Source organism: Proteiniphilum saccharofermentans, assembly GCF_900095135.1.
GTDB lineage: Bacteria > Bacteroidota > Bacteroidia > Bacteroidales > Dysgonomonadaceae > Proteiniphilum > Proteiniphilum saccharofermentans.
The window spans coordinates 1,997,028-2,016,140 of the sequence record NZ_LT605205.1 but is presented as its reverse complement, the minus strand read 5'-3'; the positions used below and the strand labels follow the sequence as shown (position 1 = coordinate 2,016,140).

Annotated in this window: 16 protein-coding genes; 12 read left to right on the top strand and 4 right to left on the bottom strand. The window is 42.4% G+C overall.

All coding sequences use genetic code 11. From position 1 onward, the window contains the following. The first annotated feature begins 39 nt into the window (after positions 1-39). On the top strand, positions 40-852 hold the full coding sequence (gene lpxA / locus PSM36_RS07870) for an acyl-ACP--UDP-N-acetylglucosamine O-acyltransferase (protein ID WP_076930451.1): 813 nt from the start codon (positions 40-42) through the stop codon (positions 850-852). Positions 853-957: 105 nt separating this feature from the next. After that, complete coding sequence (locus PSM36_RS07865) at positions 958-1,395, top strand: thioredoxin fold domain-containing protein (RefSeq protein ID WP_076930450.1); 438 nt, start codon at positions 958-960, stop codon at positions 1,393-1,395. Between the two features lie 350 nt (positions 1,396-1,745). Here the strand turns inward: PSM36_RS07865 and PSM36_RS07855 are convergent, their stop codons facing one another. Together PSM36_RS07855 and PSM36_RS07850 are read right to left on the bottom strand one after the other, a co-directional pair. Then, positions 1,746-2,648 carry a glycerophosphodiester phosphodiesterase family protein gene (locus PSM36_RS07855; protein WP_076930449.1) on the bottom strand — a complete coding sequence of 301 codons (903 nt, stop codon included), beginning with the start codon at positions 2,646-2,648 and terminating at the stop codon, positions 1,746-1,748. Between the two features lie 245 nt (positions 2,649-2,893). Continuing rightward, a complete protein-coding gene (locus tag PSM36_RS07850; protein ID WP_232001545.1) occupies positions 2,894-3,184 on the bottom strand; it encodes a DUF5856 family protein in 291 nt (96 codons plus the stop codon). A gap of 295 nt (positions 3,185-3,479) precedes the next feature. On the opposite strand from PSM36_RS07850, the gene PSM36_RS07845 reads away from it, so the two are divergent. The 4 genes from PSM36_RS07845 (at position 3,480) to PSM36_RS17335 (ending at position 7,718) form a co-directional block, all read left to right on the top strand. Then, positions 3,480-4,235, top strand: coding sequence for a copper homeostasis protein CutC (locus tag PSM36_RS07845; RefSeq protein WP_076930447.1), 756 nt, complete (start codon positions 3,480-3,482; stop codon positions 4,233-4,235). A 204-nt stretch (positions 4,236-4,439) separates the two neighbouring features. Further along, the gene (locus PSM36_RS07840) at positions 4,440-5,087 is read left to right on the top strand and encodes a hypothetical protein (protein ID WP_154670984.1); all 648 of its coding nucleotides are present in this window, start codon (positions 4,440-4,442) and stop codon (positions 5,085-5,087) included. Between the two features lie 143 nt (positions 5,088-5,230). Beyond that, positions 5,231-7,567, top strand: a complete 2,337-nt coding sequence (locus PSM36_RS07835) for a glycoside hydrolase family 20 protein (protein ID WP_076930445.1) — start codon at positions 5,231-5,233, stop codon at positions 7,565-7,567. Between the two features lie 13 nt (positions 7,568-7,580). Next, positions 7,581-7,718 carry a hypothetical protein gene (locus tag PSM36_RS17335; RefSeq protein WP_154670983.1) on the top strand — a complete coding sequence of 46 codons (138 nt, stop codon included), beginning with the start codon at positions 7,581-7,583 and terminating at the stop codon, positions 7,716-7,718. 26 nt (positions 7,719-7,744) lie between these two features. Here the strand turns inward: PSM36_RS17335 and nfo are convergent, their stop codons facing one another. Together nfo and PSM36_RS07825 are read right to left on the bottom strand one after the other, a co-directional pair. After that, a complete protein-coding gene (nfo, locus tag PSM36_RS07830; RefSeq protein WP_076930444.1) occupies positions 7,745-8,587 on the bottom strand; it encodes a deoxyribonuclease IV in 843 nt (280 codons plus the stop codon). Between the two features lie 124 nt (positions 8,588-8,711). Then, complete coding sequence (locus PSM36_RS07825; RefSeq protein WP_076930443.1) at positions 8,712-9,332, bottom strand: RNA polymerase sigma factor; 621 nt, start codon at positions 9,330-9,332, stop codon at positions 8,712-8,714. A gap of 270 nt (positions 9,333-9,602) precedes the next feature. On the opposite strand from PSM36_RS07825, the gene PSM36_RS07820 reads away from it, so the two are divergent. From PSM36_RS07820 to PSM36_RS07795, 6 genes are all read left to right on the top strand, one after another. Beyond that, positions 9,603-10,631, top strand: coding sequence for a FecR family protein (locus PSM36_RS07820; protein WP_076930442.1), 1,029 nt, complete (start codon positions 9,603-9,605; stop codon positions 10,629-10,631). A gap of 9 nt (positions 10,632-10,640) precedes the next feature. Beyond that, positions 10,641-14,021: a SusC/RagA family TonB-linked outer membrane protein gene (locus tag PSM36_RS07815; protein WP_076930441.1), complete on the top strand. Its 3,381-nt coding sequence runs from the start codon at positions 10,641-10,643 to the stop codon at positions 14,019-14,021. Between the two features lie 30 nt (positions 14,022-14,051). Further along, on the top strand, positions 14,052-15,827 hold the full coding sequence (locus tag PSM36_RS07810; protein WP_019540751.1) for a RagB/SusD family nutrient uptake outer membrane protein: 1,776 nt from the start codon (positions 14,052-14,054) through the stop codon (positions 15,825-15,827). Positions 15,828-15,850: 23 nt separating this feature from the next. Further along, positions 15,851-16,624, top strand: coding sequence for an endonuclease/exonuclease/phosphatase family protein (locus PSM36_RS07805; protein WP_081624401.1), 774 nt, complete (start codon positions 15,851-15,853; stop codon positions 16,622-16,624). A gap of 9 nt (positions 16,625-16,633) precedes the next feature. After that, entirely contained in the window at positions 16,634-17,401 is a 768-nt protein-coding gene (locus tag PSM36_RS07800; protein ID WP_019540749.1) for a hypothetical protein, read from the top strand. Positions 17,402-17,495: 94 nt separating this feature from the next. Beyond that, complete coding sequence (locus PSM36_RS07795) at positions 17,496-19,046, top strand: hypothetical protein (protein ID WP_076930440.1); 1,551 nt, start codon at positions 17,496-17,498, stop codon at positions 19,044-19,046. Positions 19,047-19,113 lie beyond the last annotated feature (67 nt).

Below are 19,113 nucleotides of genomic sequence, written 5' to 3'. Positions count from 1 at the left end.
TTGGATTAAAAACAATATGAAAGAAAAAACAGAAAAAAAATGAAACAACCTTTAGCCTACATTCATCCCGACGCGAATATCGCGCCAACGGTCGAGATAGAGCCATTTGCCATCATTGATAAAAATGTTGTCATCGGAGAGGGAACCCGTATCGGTTCCAACGTGAGAATTATGGAAGGTACACGAATCGGTAAAAACTGCCATATCTTTCCCGGGGCGGTGATAGGCGCCATTCCCCAGGATCTGAAATTCAGGGGAGAAGAAACACTTGCCGTTATCGGCGACAATACAACCATACGGGAATTCGTGACCGTCAACAGGGGAACCATTGCCAGGGGTAAAACCATTATCGGGAATAATTGCCTGATCATGGCTTATTGCCATGTCGCACATGACTGTATGCTGGGCAACAACATAATCATGGCTAATACGACACAACTGGCAGGAGAAGTTGTGATTGACGATCATGCTGTTTTAAGCGGCGGTATACTGGTGCATCAGTTTACGCATATCGGTTCGCATGTGATGATCCAAGGGGGTTCAAAAATAAACAAAGATATTCCCCCTTTTGTAAAAGCGGGACGCGACCCCGTTTCATATACAGGCATCAATTCCATAGGATTGCGGCGACGAAATTATACCAACGGACAGATAGAAAACATCCGGAACATTTACCGTTATCTCTATCTGATGGGGATGAATACATCGCAAGCACTCGAACGCATTGAAGCCGAATTTCCCGTCACAAAAGAACGCGATGATATTTTGCTTTTTGTACGCAACTCTTCACGCGGAATTATTAAAGGGCAGCCGGAACATAAGAGTAAAAAAGCATCTGCTTTATCATATTAAACCGGTTATGACCAAAGTAGAGACCTATATGTACTATGGATAATAAAACGGCTATAAATGGGTTTTCTAATTTAATAAATCATTGGAAATAAACATTGAATAAATATGTTGAATCGTGTTTTTAAACTGGCATCCTGGCATTTTATCATTGCAATAGTGGTATTTTATATCCTGACCGTTATGGTTGCGGACATCAAAGTTAAACAAATGCCATTAGCATCAGTGCATACTAATTTAATTGAGATCGAGGAGATCGAATTGAATAATGAAGAACTCAATTTTGTGTTTTTCCATGACAGTAATTCGGAACTCTGCGAAAAGATGAGATTTAATATTGAGAAACTGATCGAGAGTAATCATGAACCGGTTTGTTTCTACGCGATAGATGTAAGCAAAAACCCCCGACCTTTTTATGAACACAATGTATCCGGCACCCCTAATATATTGGTTTTTAAGGGGGATAGAGAAATAAAAAGGATCATGGGAGTAGTGCCCTATAAAAATTTAACAAGTATCGTTCAAAGAATAAGAAAATATGCATAGGATAAAGCAGTTAAGATGAATCAAAGAACAATAAGAAACAATCCTTATGTCAGAAAAATGATAAAACAAATAAATTTATTCTTCAAATTAAACTGGTTCGTATTCGTTTGTGTATTGTCAGGAATAATTATCGGTTACATATACTGGTATTATTGGGGAATATATTACGGCACTCTCCCTCTCTCTTCCGTGTGCTGGGTAAATTGCACCTACGGAGGATTGATCGGGGGATTCCTGGGTAGTTTAATAAAGGAATAATTTTGAGGAACCCCCGATGACGTTACAAATATTACAAAAGTGCATACCTCAGCATTTATGCGAAACAGGGAAAGATAAGAGAAGACGGGGCATCAATCCTTCAGGGCTTTCCATACTTCAACCGGATAGTCTGACTCAATGATGTCGGGACTTATCCTGATTGCTTGTCTGTAGGCAGATTCTCTTTCTTCGGCTGTTCTTAGCCGGTCGAGTGATGGAGCGTATGACACCATACATCTGACACCTTTGGCCCGTAACTGTTCTACAATATGTCTGTTGGAGTCGTTAATCGTCTGTCCTACATAAGCAATCATGCTTTCCCAGGGAACACCCGAAATAGCAATATCTGCGAATTCTTCATCAGTCCTTGCGAATACTGACAACATGATTCCCGGTAATCTGTCGGAATAATATCTTGCCTGTGCTCCGGTGTGTACTGTAAGCATTACATGCTTTTCCGCCTTGTGCTTCTTGATTAACTCCACAATCATATGAAGCGGTACATCTTTCTTATCGAGATTGACAACGGTCTTGCCTTTACTCCATTTGATCACCTCTTCGAGTGTGGGTATTTTGGCAGAAGTGACATTTCCTTCATGATCTTTTAGTCTTACCGATTGTAGCTCGGAGAAGGCATAATCAGAGAGATTACCGGTCGCATCAGTAGTCCTGTCCAGTGTGGCATCATGCATAAGTACAATAATACTATCTTTGGTCAGGCGGGGATCTATCTCGAAGAAAGCAGGCATTTGGCTCAACACATGCTGGAATCCTTCAATGCTATTTTCCGGATATCCGGCTTCACGACCTCCTCTATGCCCGCTTACCAAGATTGAGCTATCACCTTTATAGGCAAAATATTGATGCGTATCTTTGAGCTTTTTAAATTTAATATAATTTTCTTCACCCTTTCCGGATTTGCAGCTGTTAAGAGACAGCAGTATAACCAACAAAAGAGAGATAGCAAAAAGTAGATTGTTATTGATTTTTATCATAATTATCCTATAGCTTATTCGAGTTTTGCAACATCGTATAATAGTAACTAAATCATGCGAAAGGTCTCAAAGAGTATTCGCTCTTCAAAAATATAACATAAAGATAGAAAAAACTAATAATATGCTCACTAAACGGATAAAAATATGTATGGGCAACCCAAAGAATAATAATACCGGACAACTAACAAGTATAAAAAAGAGCGAACAAAGCCGCTCTTTCCATTTTTTCATTTTTATGGTTTTGGTTATTGCAATCTGACAAGACGGTAAAGGAGCTGTTGAATAGCTTCCTGGATATCATCGAGGATCGATCCTGAAAAGTCTTCTGTAAACAAATCACGTTTGGAATCCACATACTCGTAGAAGCCCGTAGCGTGCTTTACAATATCTCCCGGGACAGAAGTTTGGGGAATCACGATATCCAAATCACCCTTCAACGCGTAAGTAGTTTCGGTAATCCGGTCCAGCAAGCCAGTCAGAGTATCTATAGCCTGATCCAGAGCAATATGCTGGGCATAACTACCTTTACCTGTCACATGCCAATGATAAAGCTTTAAACTATTGTTAAATGAAAAAAGTTCTCCAATGAAAGTTCCGATTTCCTTGCTAGCGGAACTTGTCTTTGATTTTGGTTGTTTTGCTGTTACTGTGCTCATAACTATTATTTTTAGATCGTTAATATATATCAAACAAACCAGAAAGAAAAAAGTGCTCACTTGTTGATTGAAGATATTTATAACCCATACACTTTAACTATATATTAGTTACTTTATATCGCGAAATACCCGCCTAATTTTGTATCTTTGAAGATATTTTAAAAAAGATTGCAACATGAATTACAAACTGGAAATCTGTGCCAACTCCGTCGCCAGTTGCCTGGAAGCCCAAAAGGGAGGTGCTTATCGGGTAGAACTATGTGCTGCCATCCCAGAAGGGGGCACCACCCCGTCGTATGGCGATATTACCGTGGCAAGGGAACTGTTGGATATCAAGCTGAATGTAATTATCCGTCCGAGAAGTGGAGACTTTCTCTATTCGGCACTGGAGCATAGGATCATGCTGAAAGATATCGAAATAGCCCGCCAACTGGGAGTCGACGGTGTAGTGATCGGATGCCTCACGGCAGAGGGTGAAGTGGATATGGAGCGGAACCGGGAACTGATTGACGCCGCGGGGGAGATGAGCGTCACCTTCCACCGTGCATTCGATATGTGTCATGATCCATTCGACAGTCTTGAAAAAATCATTTCTCTGGGATGCCATAGGATACTCACATCGGGGCAACAGCAACAGGCAGAACAAGGTGTTCCACTCCTGAAAGAGTTGGTGCAACGCGCGGACGACCGCATTATCATTATGCCCGGCAGTGGCATCAACATGAACAATATAACTACCATTGCAAGGGAGACCGGAGCAAAGGAGTTCCATCTTTCTGCAAGAAAACCGGTAGAAAGTGCCATGATCTATCGCAATCCCAATATCAAAATGGGAGGCACTGCGGTGGTGATTGAGGAATATGAACAACAGGTCACCAATTCGAATTTGGTACATAATACGTTGAAAGCGTTGGAAAATCTTTCAATTTAAATAGCTTTTCTCTCGGCTTTCACTATATTTCCATTATATAGGATGCGCCTTGGAAAATTTCAAGCAAGCTTGGTTTTTCTCTCGGCTTTCACTATATTTGCATCATATCTATTTAAATTCCAACAATTATGGGTAGAAATAGTAAAATGCTAATGACAAAATAAATACTGTTTCTTGAATCGGGCCTCTAAATCATTTTGGAATATGAAACACAGTTGTCCTATTTTAATAGTTTTGTTTGCATTGATCATATCTTCCTGCTCCGAAGACGATGCAAAACTCATTTATGAGCCGGGCATATACAGGCCTTACAAACAGGATATCTCACCTATTTACGCTTTTACCGACAACAAAGAGATTGATGGTAGTTCTATAAAAGTAACAGGCCCGTCGGGAAAGACCGGTGATATTCATATTGTAGATATGGAACCCAGGGTGGATGCATTGAGAGAACCAACAATACGATATAACACCATTCTTCTGGGAAGAAGAGGTACGGCCAGAGTCTTCTGTCCAACCTGTTTGGATGTCCCTATGCAAATAAGTGTAAAGAATGATAGCCTCTTTTTGGCGCCAAAAGATTTGACAGAGGCAGTGAAATTTGCCCCCTATACTGAAATGGGCCTTGCTGTTGTCAGCGGAGAGGAAGCGGAACTCCATACAACTTTACGGGGGAAAATAACGGAAGGAGGATTTATACTATCTACTTATAATATTTTCATTAAATCTTCAAGTAATACAAAAGGCACTGCTGATGCCAATTATCTCGATCTCGATTATCTGAAAAGCGAACTTAAGAAGAACGACACTTTGGTATATGTGAAAAAAGAAACTTATTTTAGGAAACCATAGGAAACTGGCCCCTTTCCATTATTGATGAGTCTATCAATAGATATGCAATAGAATTAAAAGACCTCAATAATAAAAAAGTAAAGAGTATCTTTGTGCTATCAATCGCGTAAAGAAAAAGTGAATAATTACAAAACCCAAAGAAAATGAAGAGAATCAAACAATCGATCATTGCCATAGTGATCGCTCTGCTTACTGTGTCCTGTAATACGGGTGGCAGTGGTACGGCAGAAGCCAATTATGAAGTAGTCCCCTTACCCAACGAAATTAACATAAAGGAGGGAATTCCTTTCACATTTTCAGGAAGTACCAGGATCGTCTATCCGGAAGGTAATGAAAAGATGCAACGCAATGCCGAGTTCCTGGCGGAATATATGGAATTATCCACGGGAATCAAACCGGTTGTCACGATTGACATTCATGATCAGAACGCCGTTATCCTGTCCACAGGATTAAAAAATGAAAATCCCGAAGCATACCAAATCACCGTCGACGAGCAAACCATCCGGATTGACGGTGCCTCTGAAGCTGCGGTATTCTACGGTATCCAAACATTGCGCAAGGCCACTCCTGTGGAGAAAAAAGGAGCTGTTTCCTATGCCCCTGCCACGATTATCGATGCACCCCGTTTCGGTTACCGCGGCTCAATGCTCGACATAGCCCGCCACTTCCAGCCGGTGGAATTTGTAAAGAAATATATCAATCTGCTGGCACTGCATAATATCAACCGTTTCCACTGGCATCTGACCGACGACCAGGGATGGAGGATACAGATCGATGCGTACCCGAAACTAACAGAAGTAGGATCGATGCGTAAAGAAACGGTGATCGGCCGTAACAGCGGTGGATATGACGGTATACCACACGGTGGTTTCTATACAAAAGAAGAACTCAAAGAAATAGTGGCATACGCACAAGAACGCTATATTACCGTGATCCCCGAAGTGGACCTTCCCGGACATATGCTGGCAGCACTGGCTGCTTATCCTGAATTGGGATGTACCGGCGGACCATACGAAGTAGAGGGATCATGGGGGGTATTTGATGATGTACTCTGCGCAGGAAACGATTCTACCTATATCTTCCTTGAAGCGGTATTGACAGAGGTGATGGAGATATTCCCGTCAGAGTATATCCATATCGGTGGGGATGAATCGCCGAAAACACGTTGGGAAGAATGCCCCCGCTGCCAGGCACGGATCAAGGAACTGGGACTGAAGGACCACGACGGAAATACTGCAGAACACTACTTGCAGAGTTATGTGACGGCCCGCATGGAACAATTCCTGAACAGCCACGGAAGAAGAATCATCGGATGGGATGAGATTCTCGAAGGTGAACTGGCTCCCAATGCTACCGTGATGTCGTGGCGCGGTATGGGTGGAGGTATTGAAGCTGCACAGATGGGACATGATGTGATCATGACACCTACCACTTATGCTTATTTCGATTATTATCAGACGCACAATACCGAAGAGGAACTTTTTGGCATTGGCGGATACCTCCCTATTGAACAGGTTTATAGCTTTGAACCGGCACCGGAAACACTTACTCCTGCACAAAGAAGACATATCCTCGGAGCACAGGCCAATCTCTGGACCGAATATATCAAAACACCTGATCATGTGGAGTATATGCTCTTACCCAGACTGGCTGCCATGAGCGAGGTACAGTGGATGCAACCCGAAAAGAAAGATTATCAGCAATTCCTAAAACGATTGCCGAGACTGCTGAAGCTTTATGACAAACTGGGATATAACTATGCCAGACATATCTTTGATGTGCAGGCCACACTTACTTCCAATACCGACAAGAATGCCCTTGATGTGGAATTCTCCACCATTGACAATGCTCCGGTATATTACACCCTGGATGGCAGTGAACCGACGGAAACCTCAACACGTTATGAAGGCAGATTCTCCATACAGGAGGACGCCACACTGAAAGCAGTCGCCATCCGTGAAGGAGGAGAAAATAGCCGCCTCTTCAATGAGACAATCAAAGTCACCAAGTCGACCTATAAACCTATCGAGTTATTGACAAAACCAGCCTCCGGCTATGCTTATACAGGGGCAACCATGTTGGTGGACGGCCTAAATGGCAGCAGCACCAATTACCGCACCGGACGATGGATGGGTTTTCAACGGGACGATCTTGTAGCAGTAATCGATATGCTGGAACCTGCGGAAATCAGTACTGCTGAAGTCCGTACTGCTGTGGTTACCGGCGATTGGATCTTCAATGCTTCGGCCATTGAGATAGCCACTTCTGACGACAACAAGCATTTCACGACGGTAGCCACGAAGAAGATTGTAGACGATGCAACAGATAATTATGAAGGGATTTTCACCCATGATGTTTCATTTGACCCGGTGATTGCCCGCTATTTCAAGGTGACGGTGAAAACCTCTGTGATACCCGAATGGCATCCCGGAAAAGGAGGAAAAGGATTTATCTTTGTAGATGAAATAAGATTAGACTAAAATTAAACGGGATATGTACGGACAAAACCGTATTAAGACCCAATACTATCAACAAGGCCTGCACGGGATACGATCCCTGATGCAGGCCTTGTCATCTATTATGAAACCGTTTACCAATATTGTATTCAAACAGGTTTACCAACCTTTCTGAACATTATATTTCCTCAACCTTATTATTTATTTTTGCAGCGAGTAAAGCAATTGGATTTCTTCGGCCCAGAGCGATTCATCCGGGGTCTCAAGGATTAACGGCAGATCGTCGAGCCGCGGATCGTTCACGATAAAAGAGAACATATCCATACCCATCACTCCCTTACCGAGGCTGTCGTGCCTGTCTACCCGAGTTGCCAGCTCTTTTTTCGAGTCATTGATATGCATCCCTTTTAAATAGTGGAAACCCACTATCCGGTCGAACCGGCTGAACGTCTCATCATACCCTTCTCTCGTTCTGATCTCATAACCGGCAGCGAGAGTGTGTGCCGTATCGAGGCAGACACCTACCCTACTCTTATCATCTACCTTATCGATAATATGGGCAATCTGCTCGAAAGTGTACCCAAGGTTGGTCCCCTGCCCGGCGGTATTCTCGATAACGGCTGTCACTCCATTCGTCTTTTCAAGTGCTATGTTGATCGACTCGGCAATCCGGTCTAGGCAGGCATCGACCGGCATTTGATTCAGGTGGCTTCCCGGATGGAAATTAAACCGGTTCAATCCCAGATGTTCGCAGCGTTTCATCTCATCATTAAAGGCTCCCCTTGATTTCTTCAGGGCCTCTTCTTCAGGATGGCCCAGATTGATCAGATAACTGTCGTGCGGAAGAATATGATCGGGTGAATAACCCAGTTCTTCGCAACGCGACTTAAAAAGGTCGATATTCTGTTGGGTATAGGGTGATGCAAACCACTGACGCTGGTTCTTCGTAAAGAAAGCAAATGCCTTTGCCCTGATGGCGTGCGCGTTGAGGGGTGCATTCTCCACACCACCTGATGCACTGATATGAGCTCCGATAAATTTCATGATTTATTTTATTTTGATCGTATATTTGTTATTTAATGCTTTGAGGGCCGAAAATGTTCAGTTATCGATGTCCGGCAAAGATATGATGGTAAAGGTTCAATTACAAAAGAAGAATAAACATTCTTCAAAAAAAGAGGGTACGCAATGAAAATATCTTTTTTCCGTTTAAGGTCGAGTTAAAGTCCTCAATCAACTCAGGATGGTTATTTTTCAGATGCGACCTCACAATCGACAGCGATTCCGAATATTTATTATATACTGTTTTTTTGCTCACGGACAACACTTTTGCAGTTTCTTCCACCGACCAGTCATTAATCCGCAACCAGAATGTTTTCCGCACTACATAGGGCTGTTTATCCAATGCTTCACGAATTACCAGTAATAACTCTCTTTCATCCAATCCGGCAGTAATATCCTGATAGTTAAACTCCATAGTTTCTTCCAATTGATCTATGGAGATCATATTTTTCAATGTTTCCCGATACACATCCAGCACTCTGAAACGAAGGTTTCTCAACATATAGGATTGTACTGACCCCTGTTCATTACATTTCAGGAAAGAGGGATCTTCCCACACCTTTATCCAGAATTCCTGAATAAGATCGTCTGTTCGCTCCTGATCGTTCAATGCCTGGTAAACAAATTTGTAGATTAGTTTGATATAACGGTCATAGAGCAAAGCAAAAGCTTTCCGATCCTTTTCCGAAATTAACCCAAGCAAAAAATAATCCGTCTTTTTAATCATAGGGTCTCCTTAACTGCATCTGATTTCACTACAAAGAAACATTATTTCATCCATAAAAAGGAAGATAAACCGCATTAAGTTTTTACTACGAAAAAATTACAAAAATGTTACTATTTTTTCATTCATCGAAAAATGGTCAGTCCATAATCGTCACAATAATAAACATTATGAGATAAATCAAAAAACACATTAAGTTTTATTAACCAAAAAGTCAGGGAAAAACAAACTCTCAATTCCGTAATATATATAAGAAAGAACCGAAAAATGAATATGGATAAAGATAAGTTGCCTGAAAAAAATAATGAAGAAAAATTTTTATTAAAATATTTTCTTCGGCGCATTCATAACAATGAAACTACTCAAAAGGAGAAAAATGTTATAGAGTTATTAAAGCAGTCTTATGAACCGGCTAGAGGAATAAGAAGATTAACCGACAAGGGGTTAAAGAAGGCCATCGCAAGGAACCGGAAACAAATCATGAAAGAGATCGGGACCTCCCAATATTCCAAAGGAAAGACTATACGGCGCATTCCTTTAGTTATAGGAAGCAGTGCCGCCGCAATTGCTTTACTTCTTATCTTATTGACATTCCCGTTCACCAAAGATCCATCTCTTACAGATACAACAGCGATACCGTCGGAATCTTCTTCGATTGAAAAACAATTTACAACCGGTAACGATATGAAAAAGATCGTACTGGCCGACGGCTCTACCATTTTCCTCAATCAGGGAACAACTATCAGCCTGCGACAGGGAAAATTCAACGCTCATACCCGTGAAATATGGCTGGATGAAGGAGAAGCATTCTTCGATGTGAAAAAAGAGGCAAGCCGGCCTTTTATCGTTCATACTCCCAATGGGATCAGTACACAGGTATTAGGTACTTCTTTCAATATAAGAGCATATGCCCAATTGGAAGAACAGGTAATCTCGGTCAATACGGGCCGGGTACAGGTATATGATGAAAAAGAGAATAAAATTATCCTGGATCCGGATTATAAAGTCTCTGTCAAAAACGGGAATAACGAGTTTGTAGCCGGTAAAACAGATGCCGGAAACATATCTGCATGGCGGTCGGGAACAATTATGCTGGAACAGGCAACCATCAGGGAAGTTGCTTTCAGGCTGAAACAGGCATTTAATATTACCCTGATCTACGATCATGCTGTAAATGACAACGAAAGGATAGTAACATCATTTACTTTAAACACACCACAAGAAGAAGTACTTACCACAATATGTAAATTATATAATGTGCATTATAAAAGAAATAACAACAGAGTTGAATTGATTAAATAGGACAAAATTATGGGAATTAAAATGGATGAAATGCGTAGGATCACCCTCTCAGTCGTGATATTGTGTTGGGTGAGTATTGGAAATTTGTCTGCCACTGTACAGAATGTCAGTAGTTTTCCTGCCGAGTCGATGATACACAGATTGGAGCGACTCAATGAAATTGGAAAAACTACAGGGCAATCCGTATCATACAATGCTACAGAGATTCAGAATGAAGAAGCTCCTGCATTTGATGCTGAAACCAATAATATGGAAGAGTGGCTGTATAAATCACTGAGCCAATCGGAATTTACATATGAGAAGAGGAATAATAACCATTACCTCGTTGTTCGAAATAAGCAGGCAGAACCCGAACCGGAACAAACACAGCCGGTGTCTGTTCTCTCCGGACGTGTAACAGATATACATAATGAGCCACTTATCGGTGTAAATATTGTAGAAAAAGGGACTTCCAACGGAACTGTGACCGATATAGACGGCCGGTATTCTTTATCCGTTCCTACCGATGCCGTGATCATATTTTCTTATATTGGATATACTGCCCAGGAAATACCTCGTAACGGCCGGAGCACGATAGACATCGTATTGAATGAAGATTCCGAATTACTCGATGAGGTGGTTGTGGTTGGGTATGGTACACAACGAAAAGTTAATTTGACAGGATCTGTAGGTGTAATCTCATCTGAAGACCTGATAAAGAGACCGATAGCCAATGTATCTACCGGTTTACAGGGACTTGTGCCTGGGATGACTGTTACAGCCAATGCAAACGGAGGATTACCGGGGCAATCCAATGCTACGATACAGATCCGGGGGGTCGGCTCAAGAGGCAACAATAATCCCCTTGTATTGATCGATGGTGCGGAAGGAGATATGAACATCATCAATCCGAACGATATCGAAAGCATCTCAGTATTAAAGGATGCTGCTTCTGCAGCTATCTATGGGAACAGGGCCGCCAACGGAGTTATCCTGATTACAACAAAAAACATATCGGGGAACGAACGTGCACCACGTATCAACATTGACACATATTATGCCGTGCAAACACCCACCAAGCTCCCAAAAATGGCTGACAGCCCTACATTCATGGCATGGGAAAATGAGGCTCAGGCAAATGTGGGAGGCATTCAGAATTATACACCGGAAGATATTCAGAAAGCCATTGACGGAACAGATCCCAATTATTATGCTAACACCAACTGGATTGACGCAACATTTTTATCATCAGCTCCGCAATACAACCTGAATGCCAGTATCGACGGGAAAGCACGAAATATGGGCTATCTGCTTTCTTACGGTTACCTGAATCAGGAGGGTTTGACCGTGGGCAAATCTACACATACAAACCGGCACAATATCAGGTTAAAACTCAATACAAGAGTAGCCAACCGTTTCGATATTACAGCTAATATGGGCTATATTGACCGCCAATTCTCTGCACCAAATGCGTCTTTCGACCTTACCGGAGGTGTATTGTATAACGCTATGCGGACACGACCCACCGTACCTGTGCACTTTACTGATGGCCGATGGGGTTACGGGGGCGGACAAAGCAATCAGGTAGCCTATCTTACCGACGGAGGTGGGCAACAATTCTCTTCACAGGAATTTACAGGTAATTTCACAGTAAAAGTAGATATTCTCAGAGGATGGACCGCTTCGGCCAATTATATCACACGCCAGTCAAACAGTTTCAGAAACCTGTTAAGTAAGACCATTCATTTCTACTATCCGGAAACGAATGACATCTGGTACACAACGAACACCCCTAACTCTATAGAAAACAGAGACTATCGTACCTTAAGCCAAACTCTATTCGCACAAACCGATTATGAATTAACTATCGGCGATCACTCTCTCAACGCGATGCTTGGATTTCAACAGGAATGGCAGAGAGCCGACCAGTTCAATGCTCTCAGAAGAAACCTGATCACGGAAAAAGACCCAATCCTTGACTTTGGTTCACCTGATTCTCAAGCTAACAGCGCAACAGCCAACCATTGGGCAATGCGTTCCGGATTTGGACGTATCAATTACAATTTCAAGGAACGTTATTTATTGGAAGCCAACCTGCGGTATGATCTTACCTCCCGCTTCATCAAAAGGAACAGGGCGGAATGGTTTCCCTCATTCTCAGGGGCGTGGCGTATTTCCGAAGAAGAGTTTATGAGTTCTACAAAGGATCATATAGATCAATTGAAAGTCCGTGCCTCATGGGGTATATTAGGTAATCAGTTCTCAACCGGATCGGACAACTATCCATATATGTCCCGTATCGCCAGTGTTACTGTTCCCACCATAGGTACTGTAGCCAACGACGGGTATGCCGAAACCTATATCGGTAACCCCAATCTGTTATGGGAAATGCTGCATACAACCAATATCGGGATTGATGCCAACTTCTTGAACAACCGTTTAACTTTTACCGGAGATTACTATATACGTAAAACCCGGCGAATGATATACCAGAGAGAGTTGCCCGCCGTAGGTGGATTTCCCTCGGTCATGGATGAAAACGGAGGAGAAATGCAAAACAAAGGCTGGGAACTTGAGATTGGCTGGCAAGACCGTATAGGAACAGATTTCACCTATGGAGCCACATTTATGCTGGCAGATGTGAAAAATAAAATTACCGAATGGGAAGGCTCCATTATCGGATCTGATAATATTACTATGGTCGGTTATCCCAATCAGGCCCTTTACGGATTGGTTGCCGACGGAATTGCCGTGCCAACTGATTTTGAAAAATACAATCCTGTTTCAGGGAGATATGAAAATCCCAAATTCCCCATCATGTCGGGAGACGCCGGATTGGTACAACCAGGTGATATAAAGTACAAGGACCTGGATGGTGACGGTGTCATTGATCTTGATAATGACCGGAAAGTGGTAGGTAGTTCCATTCCCCGCTATACTTACTCTTTTAAGGGGAACATGGGGTACAAGGGATTCGATTTCAGTTTCCTGTTTCAGGGAGTAGGAAAAGTAGACGGATATATTTACGGACCTGCCCGCCATGCATTCACTGACCAGTCGACCTATCCACAATGGTTCCATGCCGATCGGTATCAGGCATCCAATCCCAATCCCAATGCAGCTTATCCGCGCTTCACATACAATCAGAGCTACAACCAGCGCTTTTCTACTTTCTGGATGGAAAATGCGGCCTATCTCCGGTTAAAGAATATACAATTAGGATATACGCTTCCGGCCAAACTAACTCAGAAAATCAATGTCGATCGGTGCCGGATATATACATCTGCCGATAATTTACTGACGCTTACGAATTATTTTTCTTCGGCCGATCCCGAAAGACCGATTCAGGGTGGAGGAAACTATCCGCAAATCAAGACATTTGTTTTCGGCGTAAATATTACTCTTCATTAAACACAATAATGTAAAAATAAAAATAATCGTATGAAAAAAAATATATTATTGATACTGGCTTTATTCCCGTTTCTTTTCTCCTGCAACGACAGTTTTCTGGAAAGAGCGCCTTTGGATGAACTCTCTGACGAAAACTTCTGGGAATCGGAACTACAGGTAAAGAACGCTGCAAATGCCTGTTATTGGGCTTTGGTAGGAAAGGACTTGCCCATCAATATGTCGGAAGGGCTGAGTGACAATGCTCCCTGGTATACGATGAGTGGGTGGCGGCAAATAGGCAGTGGATTGTACGGATCCGATTTCAGTACGTTGAATACCCGTTTCCGGGATTCTTACAGACAGTTAAGAAGATGTAACCACTTCCTCAATAATTACACGAGAGCTACAACGGTAGATCCCGAAATATTAGAGAGATATGCCGGAGAAGTCCGTTTTCTAAGGGCGCTCCTTTATTTCTATCTTACCAGTTTCTGGGGTGATGTTCCTTTTGTGACAGAACCCGTAAATGCAGGAGATGATGCCATGATGGCTCCTAGGACATCGAGGGAAACAATCGTCGACTTTATGTTGGATGAGTTAAGTGAAGCAGCTGAAAGTTTACCTCCACATATTGCCCCTGCAACTACCGACTTCGGACGTATCTCTGGTGCTGCTGCAAAGGCATTTGAGTCGCGTGTGGCATTACAAAACAAACGCTGGGAAAGAGCAAGGGATGCCGCCAAAGAGTTGATGCCCGGCGGGCGATTCGCCTATCATCAGCTTTATTCCACAGGCCGTCCGAACCAGGATTATTTTGATCTGTTCACGTTTATAGGAAGGGCTTCCAGAAATGCAAACAACAAAGAAGCCATCTTGTCGTATGTATATAATTTTGAACTCTCCAATCCGACCCGACATAATTTAAGCAGGGAATTACAGGTACCCGATCAGATCATTCGTTTCAATCCGACAAAATCCCTCGTTGACAGCTACTTATGTATTGACGGATTACCGATCTACAAATCGCCATTATATAAAGGAAACGGTACCTATACACCAGCATACAGCGCTTACGACAGTGTATTTGTAAACCGTGATCCCAGACTCAAACAATCCATCGTATATCCCGGCTACGACAAATGGCACGGAAGAGTGGACGGCAGAGGTACGACCAATCCTGACGAAGACGCTTCCAGAACGAACATTTTCAGATCTCCCAAATTCAATAACGACGGTAGAGGTGCCGTAACTTACACAGGATATTACTGCCTGAAATATTGTGAGCCTTCGAAAGTTCCGATTTACAATCAGGATGATAATGATATTATTCTCATTCGTTACGGAGAAGTACTTCTGAATTATGCAGAGGCTATGTATAATCTGGGGAGCCTTAATCAAAGCGTAATAGACGAAACCATCAATCTCCTCAGAGACAGAGTGGGTATGAAAAGAATGGTACTGAGCGAACTGGACGCCAATGGCCTGGATCTGAAAACGGAATTACAACGCGAACGCCGTGTGGAACTTTTTATGGAAGGACATCGCTGGTTCGATCTGGTAAGATGGGAACAAGGATATGAATTGGGAGTGGACAAATCTGAAACTCCCGAACGGCAGGAAATGGGAATCTTAAAAGGTATCCGCAGGGATTATGCCTATGATCAGTCAGTATTCACATCCAGCACGAAATTCGACGAGAATGGATTTCTTATTTTCGATGATTCCCGTGTTTTTGAAAATCCTAAAAATTATCTATTCTCCCTTCCCTACAGGCAAATGGAACTGAATCCGAATCTGCGGCCAAATAACCCTGGATGGGAGGACTAATCAAACTAAAATTGTACTCGATAATGAATGAATTAAAATATATAGTGTGTTCCTTATTGTTATTACTAGCATGTGGGACATTGACATCACAAACCACTATCCGGGTATTGAACATCAATACCCGGATGTCCGGACAAATGGCCGGATACAATGCTGCCCCCTTTGCAGATTATATAGAACAGTATAACCCTGATTTCGTGATGTTACAGGAAATAGATTACAAAACAGCACGAAACGGATTCCGGGATTTTACAACGGAACTGGCAGCGGAAACTGGATATTTTTCAGCTTTTGGACGCGCAATCGCATATTCCCAGGGAGAATATGGAGTAGCCATACTCTCCAAATATCCTATTGAAAAAATATCCAATACACAACTGACCGGCAACGCCAGCGAAATGAAGGAAATGCGCACTGTCTTATTTATTGATGTAATCCTACCCGATACAGGGGAGAAAGTACGTATGGCAGTAACCCACCTGGATCACTCGACCGATGGTGTAAGACAATCTATGGTACAGCAATTGAATGTCGCTATAGGAACCTCTCTTCCTACTTTACTGGCAGGTGATTTCAACGCATTTCCCAGTGAGACGGCAATAAGTACCGGGATGGCATCATGGAAAAGGGTATGTAATAATTTTGCTACATTTCCGGCTTCCAATCCAGCCAGCAAGATAGATTACATCTTCGCCAAACCAACGGATAAATGGAATGTCAAATCATACCAGGTATTATCTAATAGCGCAGCAATAACAGACCATTGTGCCATGTTAGCAGAGGTTGAACTTCAATAAGTAGATGTTATGAAGAAACAAATCAATTTATACCTGATTGCTTCGTTCTTCTGTTTTCTAATAACCGGTTGCTCAGGAAACGATAATGTAGAGCCGGAACCCGGGACAGAATGGGATAAAACGCGAACGGCAAGAGTGACGTTTGTTTCCGATTTAACGGGTAATAATCCCTATACTACGAACAATTACAATGCAGTGAGTTCGGCAATAAAAGGAAACGACAGCCATGTTATTATACTGGACAGGGCTAATGTCACTTATGAAACCCCAAGGATTAACCCGGGAGCCAATATTGCCGTTTCAGCCGAACGATTTCCTATTTTCGTTCCTGTTTCAACAACAGAAACGGAATACAGAGGGAGCGTTGTATTATATGAGAAACCTGTTCCGGAAATGGAACAAACAGTTGTTGCAGATGTATGCAGAATGATACCGATTGCTGTTGAAATTAAGCAAGGTCTTACAGTTCGCACGGCGCTCCTCTCTTTTGACTCCGAAAATCAGATATCAGTTTCTGCGAACCTGTTCAGATCGGCCCAAACATCTTCGACTCTGGTAACCGGTACGATCAGGAGAAACCTGGTACCTACTCTGGAATCCATAATTTCCACACTGACCGACGGCTCATATACATTGGAAATAATAGAGAATTCCGACAGGAATAGTGAATATGCTATTTATCTGTTCGGCTCTATGAAATGGAAGTTCCGGGATTTCACCGAAGGGTCGGTCAGCGGAAATATAAAAAACTTCCTGTTACAGGTAGAGTTCCTATAGGATAAAAACAGGATTATCAATAGGATAATACAGATCAGATCGTGGTTATCCAGGCATTAAAATAGAATATAAACAATTAAAAAACAAACATAATATGAAAAGGTGTAAACAGATAATTTATACGCTATTGGCATTGAGTCTGGCTATATTTGCCACCTGTAGCGATGGGGAGGTCGCTGTGGATTATACCGACGATAATGCTTATCCGCCACCGGTAGTAAATATTACCTCTCCCACATCATTGGAAGAAGCCTTATTCCAACAAACCCAGATGGTAACTGGGAGTATTGAATCCAGCAATGGATTACGCGACATCTATATTACATTGCTCAAAGGCAATGCTGATGTCGGATATGAAGAAATAAGCAGAAATAACAGGGTCTTTCAAATACTCGATAGTTTTCCGAATGAATTAGATTTCTCTCTGAATATATCTCTCTCCGATGCGTCGACAACAGCGATAGGCGTATTTGCTACCGATATTTATACAAAAACAACCATTATTCCTATCGTGGTAGAAAAACTCAAAGGAGTACCTCCAAGGGTTACACTCAACCCATCGGAAATCGACCAGATTGAACTTAATGAGTCGGTAACTATCGAAGGAACCGCTTCATCTGCCGAAGATTTGGCATCCATTACCTATGCATTGGTTAGAAAAACTCCTTATCTGGAATTGTCTACACCTGGGATAATTGAAGTTGGTTCCTCTGAAACAGAGAAGAGTTTCAGTTTCGATATCACGGTGGACGATGAAAGGGCAGATGCTATCAGTGTGGTTGTGACCGATAAAGAGGGATTTAGAACAACAGCATATACAGACATCAAATCAATCACCGGTATACCGGAAGGCAGGGCGCTTATATTTGAGGATTTTGAAATGGCTCCTGAATGGGAAATTATGTCTAACGCCGGAGTAATCCCTACACAGCCTTACCTGTTCTCAATAGAAGGAATTCAGGTAGGTAATGAGATAAAAAATGTAGTGACACTGAAAGAAGCAGTAGATGCTCCTTCCGGAAGTATTGACTTTGCTTTTGTCAATATCTGGAGAAATTCCGATCGGGTACCGGTTGGCAGCAGAGGCTTCGCATACGTTAGCGCTGCTCGTTTAAGTGGAGGTCCGGTAGGACGACAGGTTGATACGGACTGGCTCGGCGGCATGACAAAAAATGCTATCGGATTTAGAATCCTTTCCCAGGAAGAAGCTACTACCCTGAATCTGGATAATTTCTTTGAAACAACCACCGGGAACTGGGAAACATTCGAAGCTTTATCCGCTTTGGATAGTTATGTTACTCCTGCTATGGTCAACAACGATATCAATAGAATATTGAGACAGCGGACTAATGCCGGAGCCAGCGGAAATTGTAGTCTGGAAATTACCTCCGGTACATACATTGCTTTCAGACGGGTAGTTAACGGATCAGAGGATAAACTGGGTATCATGAAAGTTATTGAGGCCGCAGACGATACGGATGCAACCAGCGATGACGGTTGTAAGATAACCGATCCAATCACCGGAGGTACTACCCCCGGAGCCTCTGCCCATTATACAGGCCCTAACCTGCCGGGATTTGTATACGAAGGAGTAACGAAACTCTACGGTAGAACTACTAAACTGAAAATAATTGTACAGCAATAATGCAATGTTAAAGATAACATATTGTTCCCAAAAAGCTATTAATTCAAAACAGCAGGAATAATATTGA

What these genes read in the sequence shown, in the direction of transcription:
- lpxA (WP_076930451.1), top strand. Translation starts at nt 40, where the DNA reads ATGAAACAACCTTTAGCCTACATTCATCCCGACGCGAATATCGCGCCA.
- PSM36_RS07865 (WP_076930450.1), top strand. Translation starts at nt 958, where the DNA reads ATGTTGAATCGTGTTTTTAAACTGGCATCCTGGCATTTTATCATTGCA.
- PSM36_RS07855 (WP_076930449.1), bottom strand. Translation starts at nt 2,648, where the DNA reads ATGATAAAAATCAATAACAATCTACTTTTTGCTATCTCTCTTTTGTTG.
- PSM36_RS07845 (WP_076930447.1), top strand. Translation starts at nt 3,480, where the DNA reads ATGAATTACAAACTGGAAATCTGTGCCAACTCCGTCGCCAGTTGCCTG.
- PSM36_RS07840 (WP_154670984.1), top strand. Translation starts at nt 4,440, where the DNA reads ATGAAACACAGTTGTCCTATTTTAATAGTTTTGTTTGCATTGATCATA.
- PSM36_RS07835 (WP_076930445.1), top strand. Translation starts at nt 5,231, where the DNA reads ATGAAGAGAATCAAACAATCGATCATTGCCATAGTGATCGCTCTGCTT.
- PSM36_RS17335 (WP_154670983.1), top strand. Translation starts at nt 7,581, where the DNA reads ATGTACGGACAAAACCGTATTAAGACCCAATACTATCAACAAGGCCTG.
- nfo (WP_076930444.1), bottom strand. Translation starts at nt 8,587, where the DNA reads ATGAAATTTATCGGAGCTCATATCAGTGCATCAGGTGGTGTGGAGAAT.
- PSM36_RS07825 (WP_076930443.1), bottom strand. Translation starts at nt 9,332, where the DNA reads ATGATTAAAAAGACGGATTATTTTTTGCTTGGGTTAATTTCGGAAAAG.
- PSM36_RS07820 (WP_076930442.1), top strand. Translation starts at nt 9,603, where the DNA reads ATGGATAAAGATAAGTTGCCTGAAAAAAATAATGAAGAAAAATTTTTA.
- PSM36_RS07815 (WP_076930441.1), top strand. Translation starts at nt 10,641, where the DNA reads ATGGGAATTAAAATGGATGAAATGCGTAGGATCACCCTCTCAGTCGTG.
- PSM36_RS07810 (WP_019540751.1), top strand. Translation starts at nt 14,052, where the DNA reads ATGAAAAAAAATATATTATTGATACTGGCTTTATTCCCGTTTCTTTTC.
- PSM36_RS07805 (WP_081624401.1), top strand. Translation starts at nt 15,851, where the DNA reads ATGAATGAATTAAAATATATAGTGTGTTCCTTATTGTTATTACTAGCA.
- PSM36_RS07800 (WP_019540749.1), top strand. Translation starts at nt 16,634, where the DNA reads ATGAAGAAACAAATCAATTTATACCTGATTGCTTCGTTCTTCTGTTTT.
- PSM36_RS07795 (WP_076930440.1), top strand. Translation starts at nt 17,496, where the DNA reads ATGAAAAGGTGTAAACAGATAATTTATACGCTATTGGCATTGAGTCTG.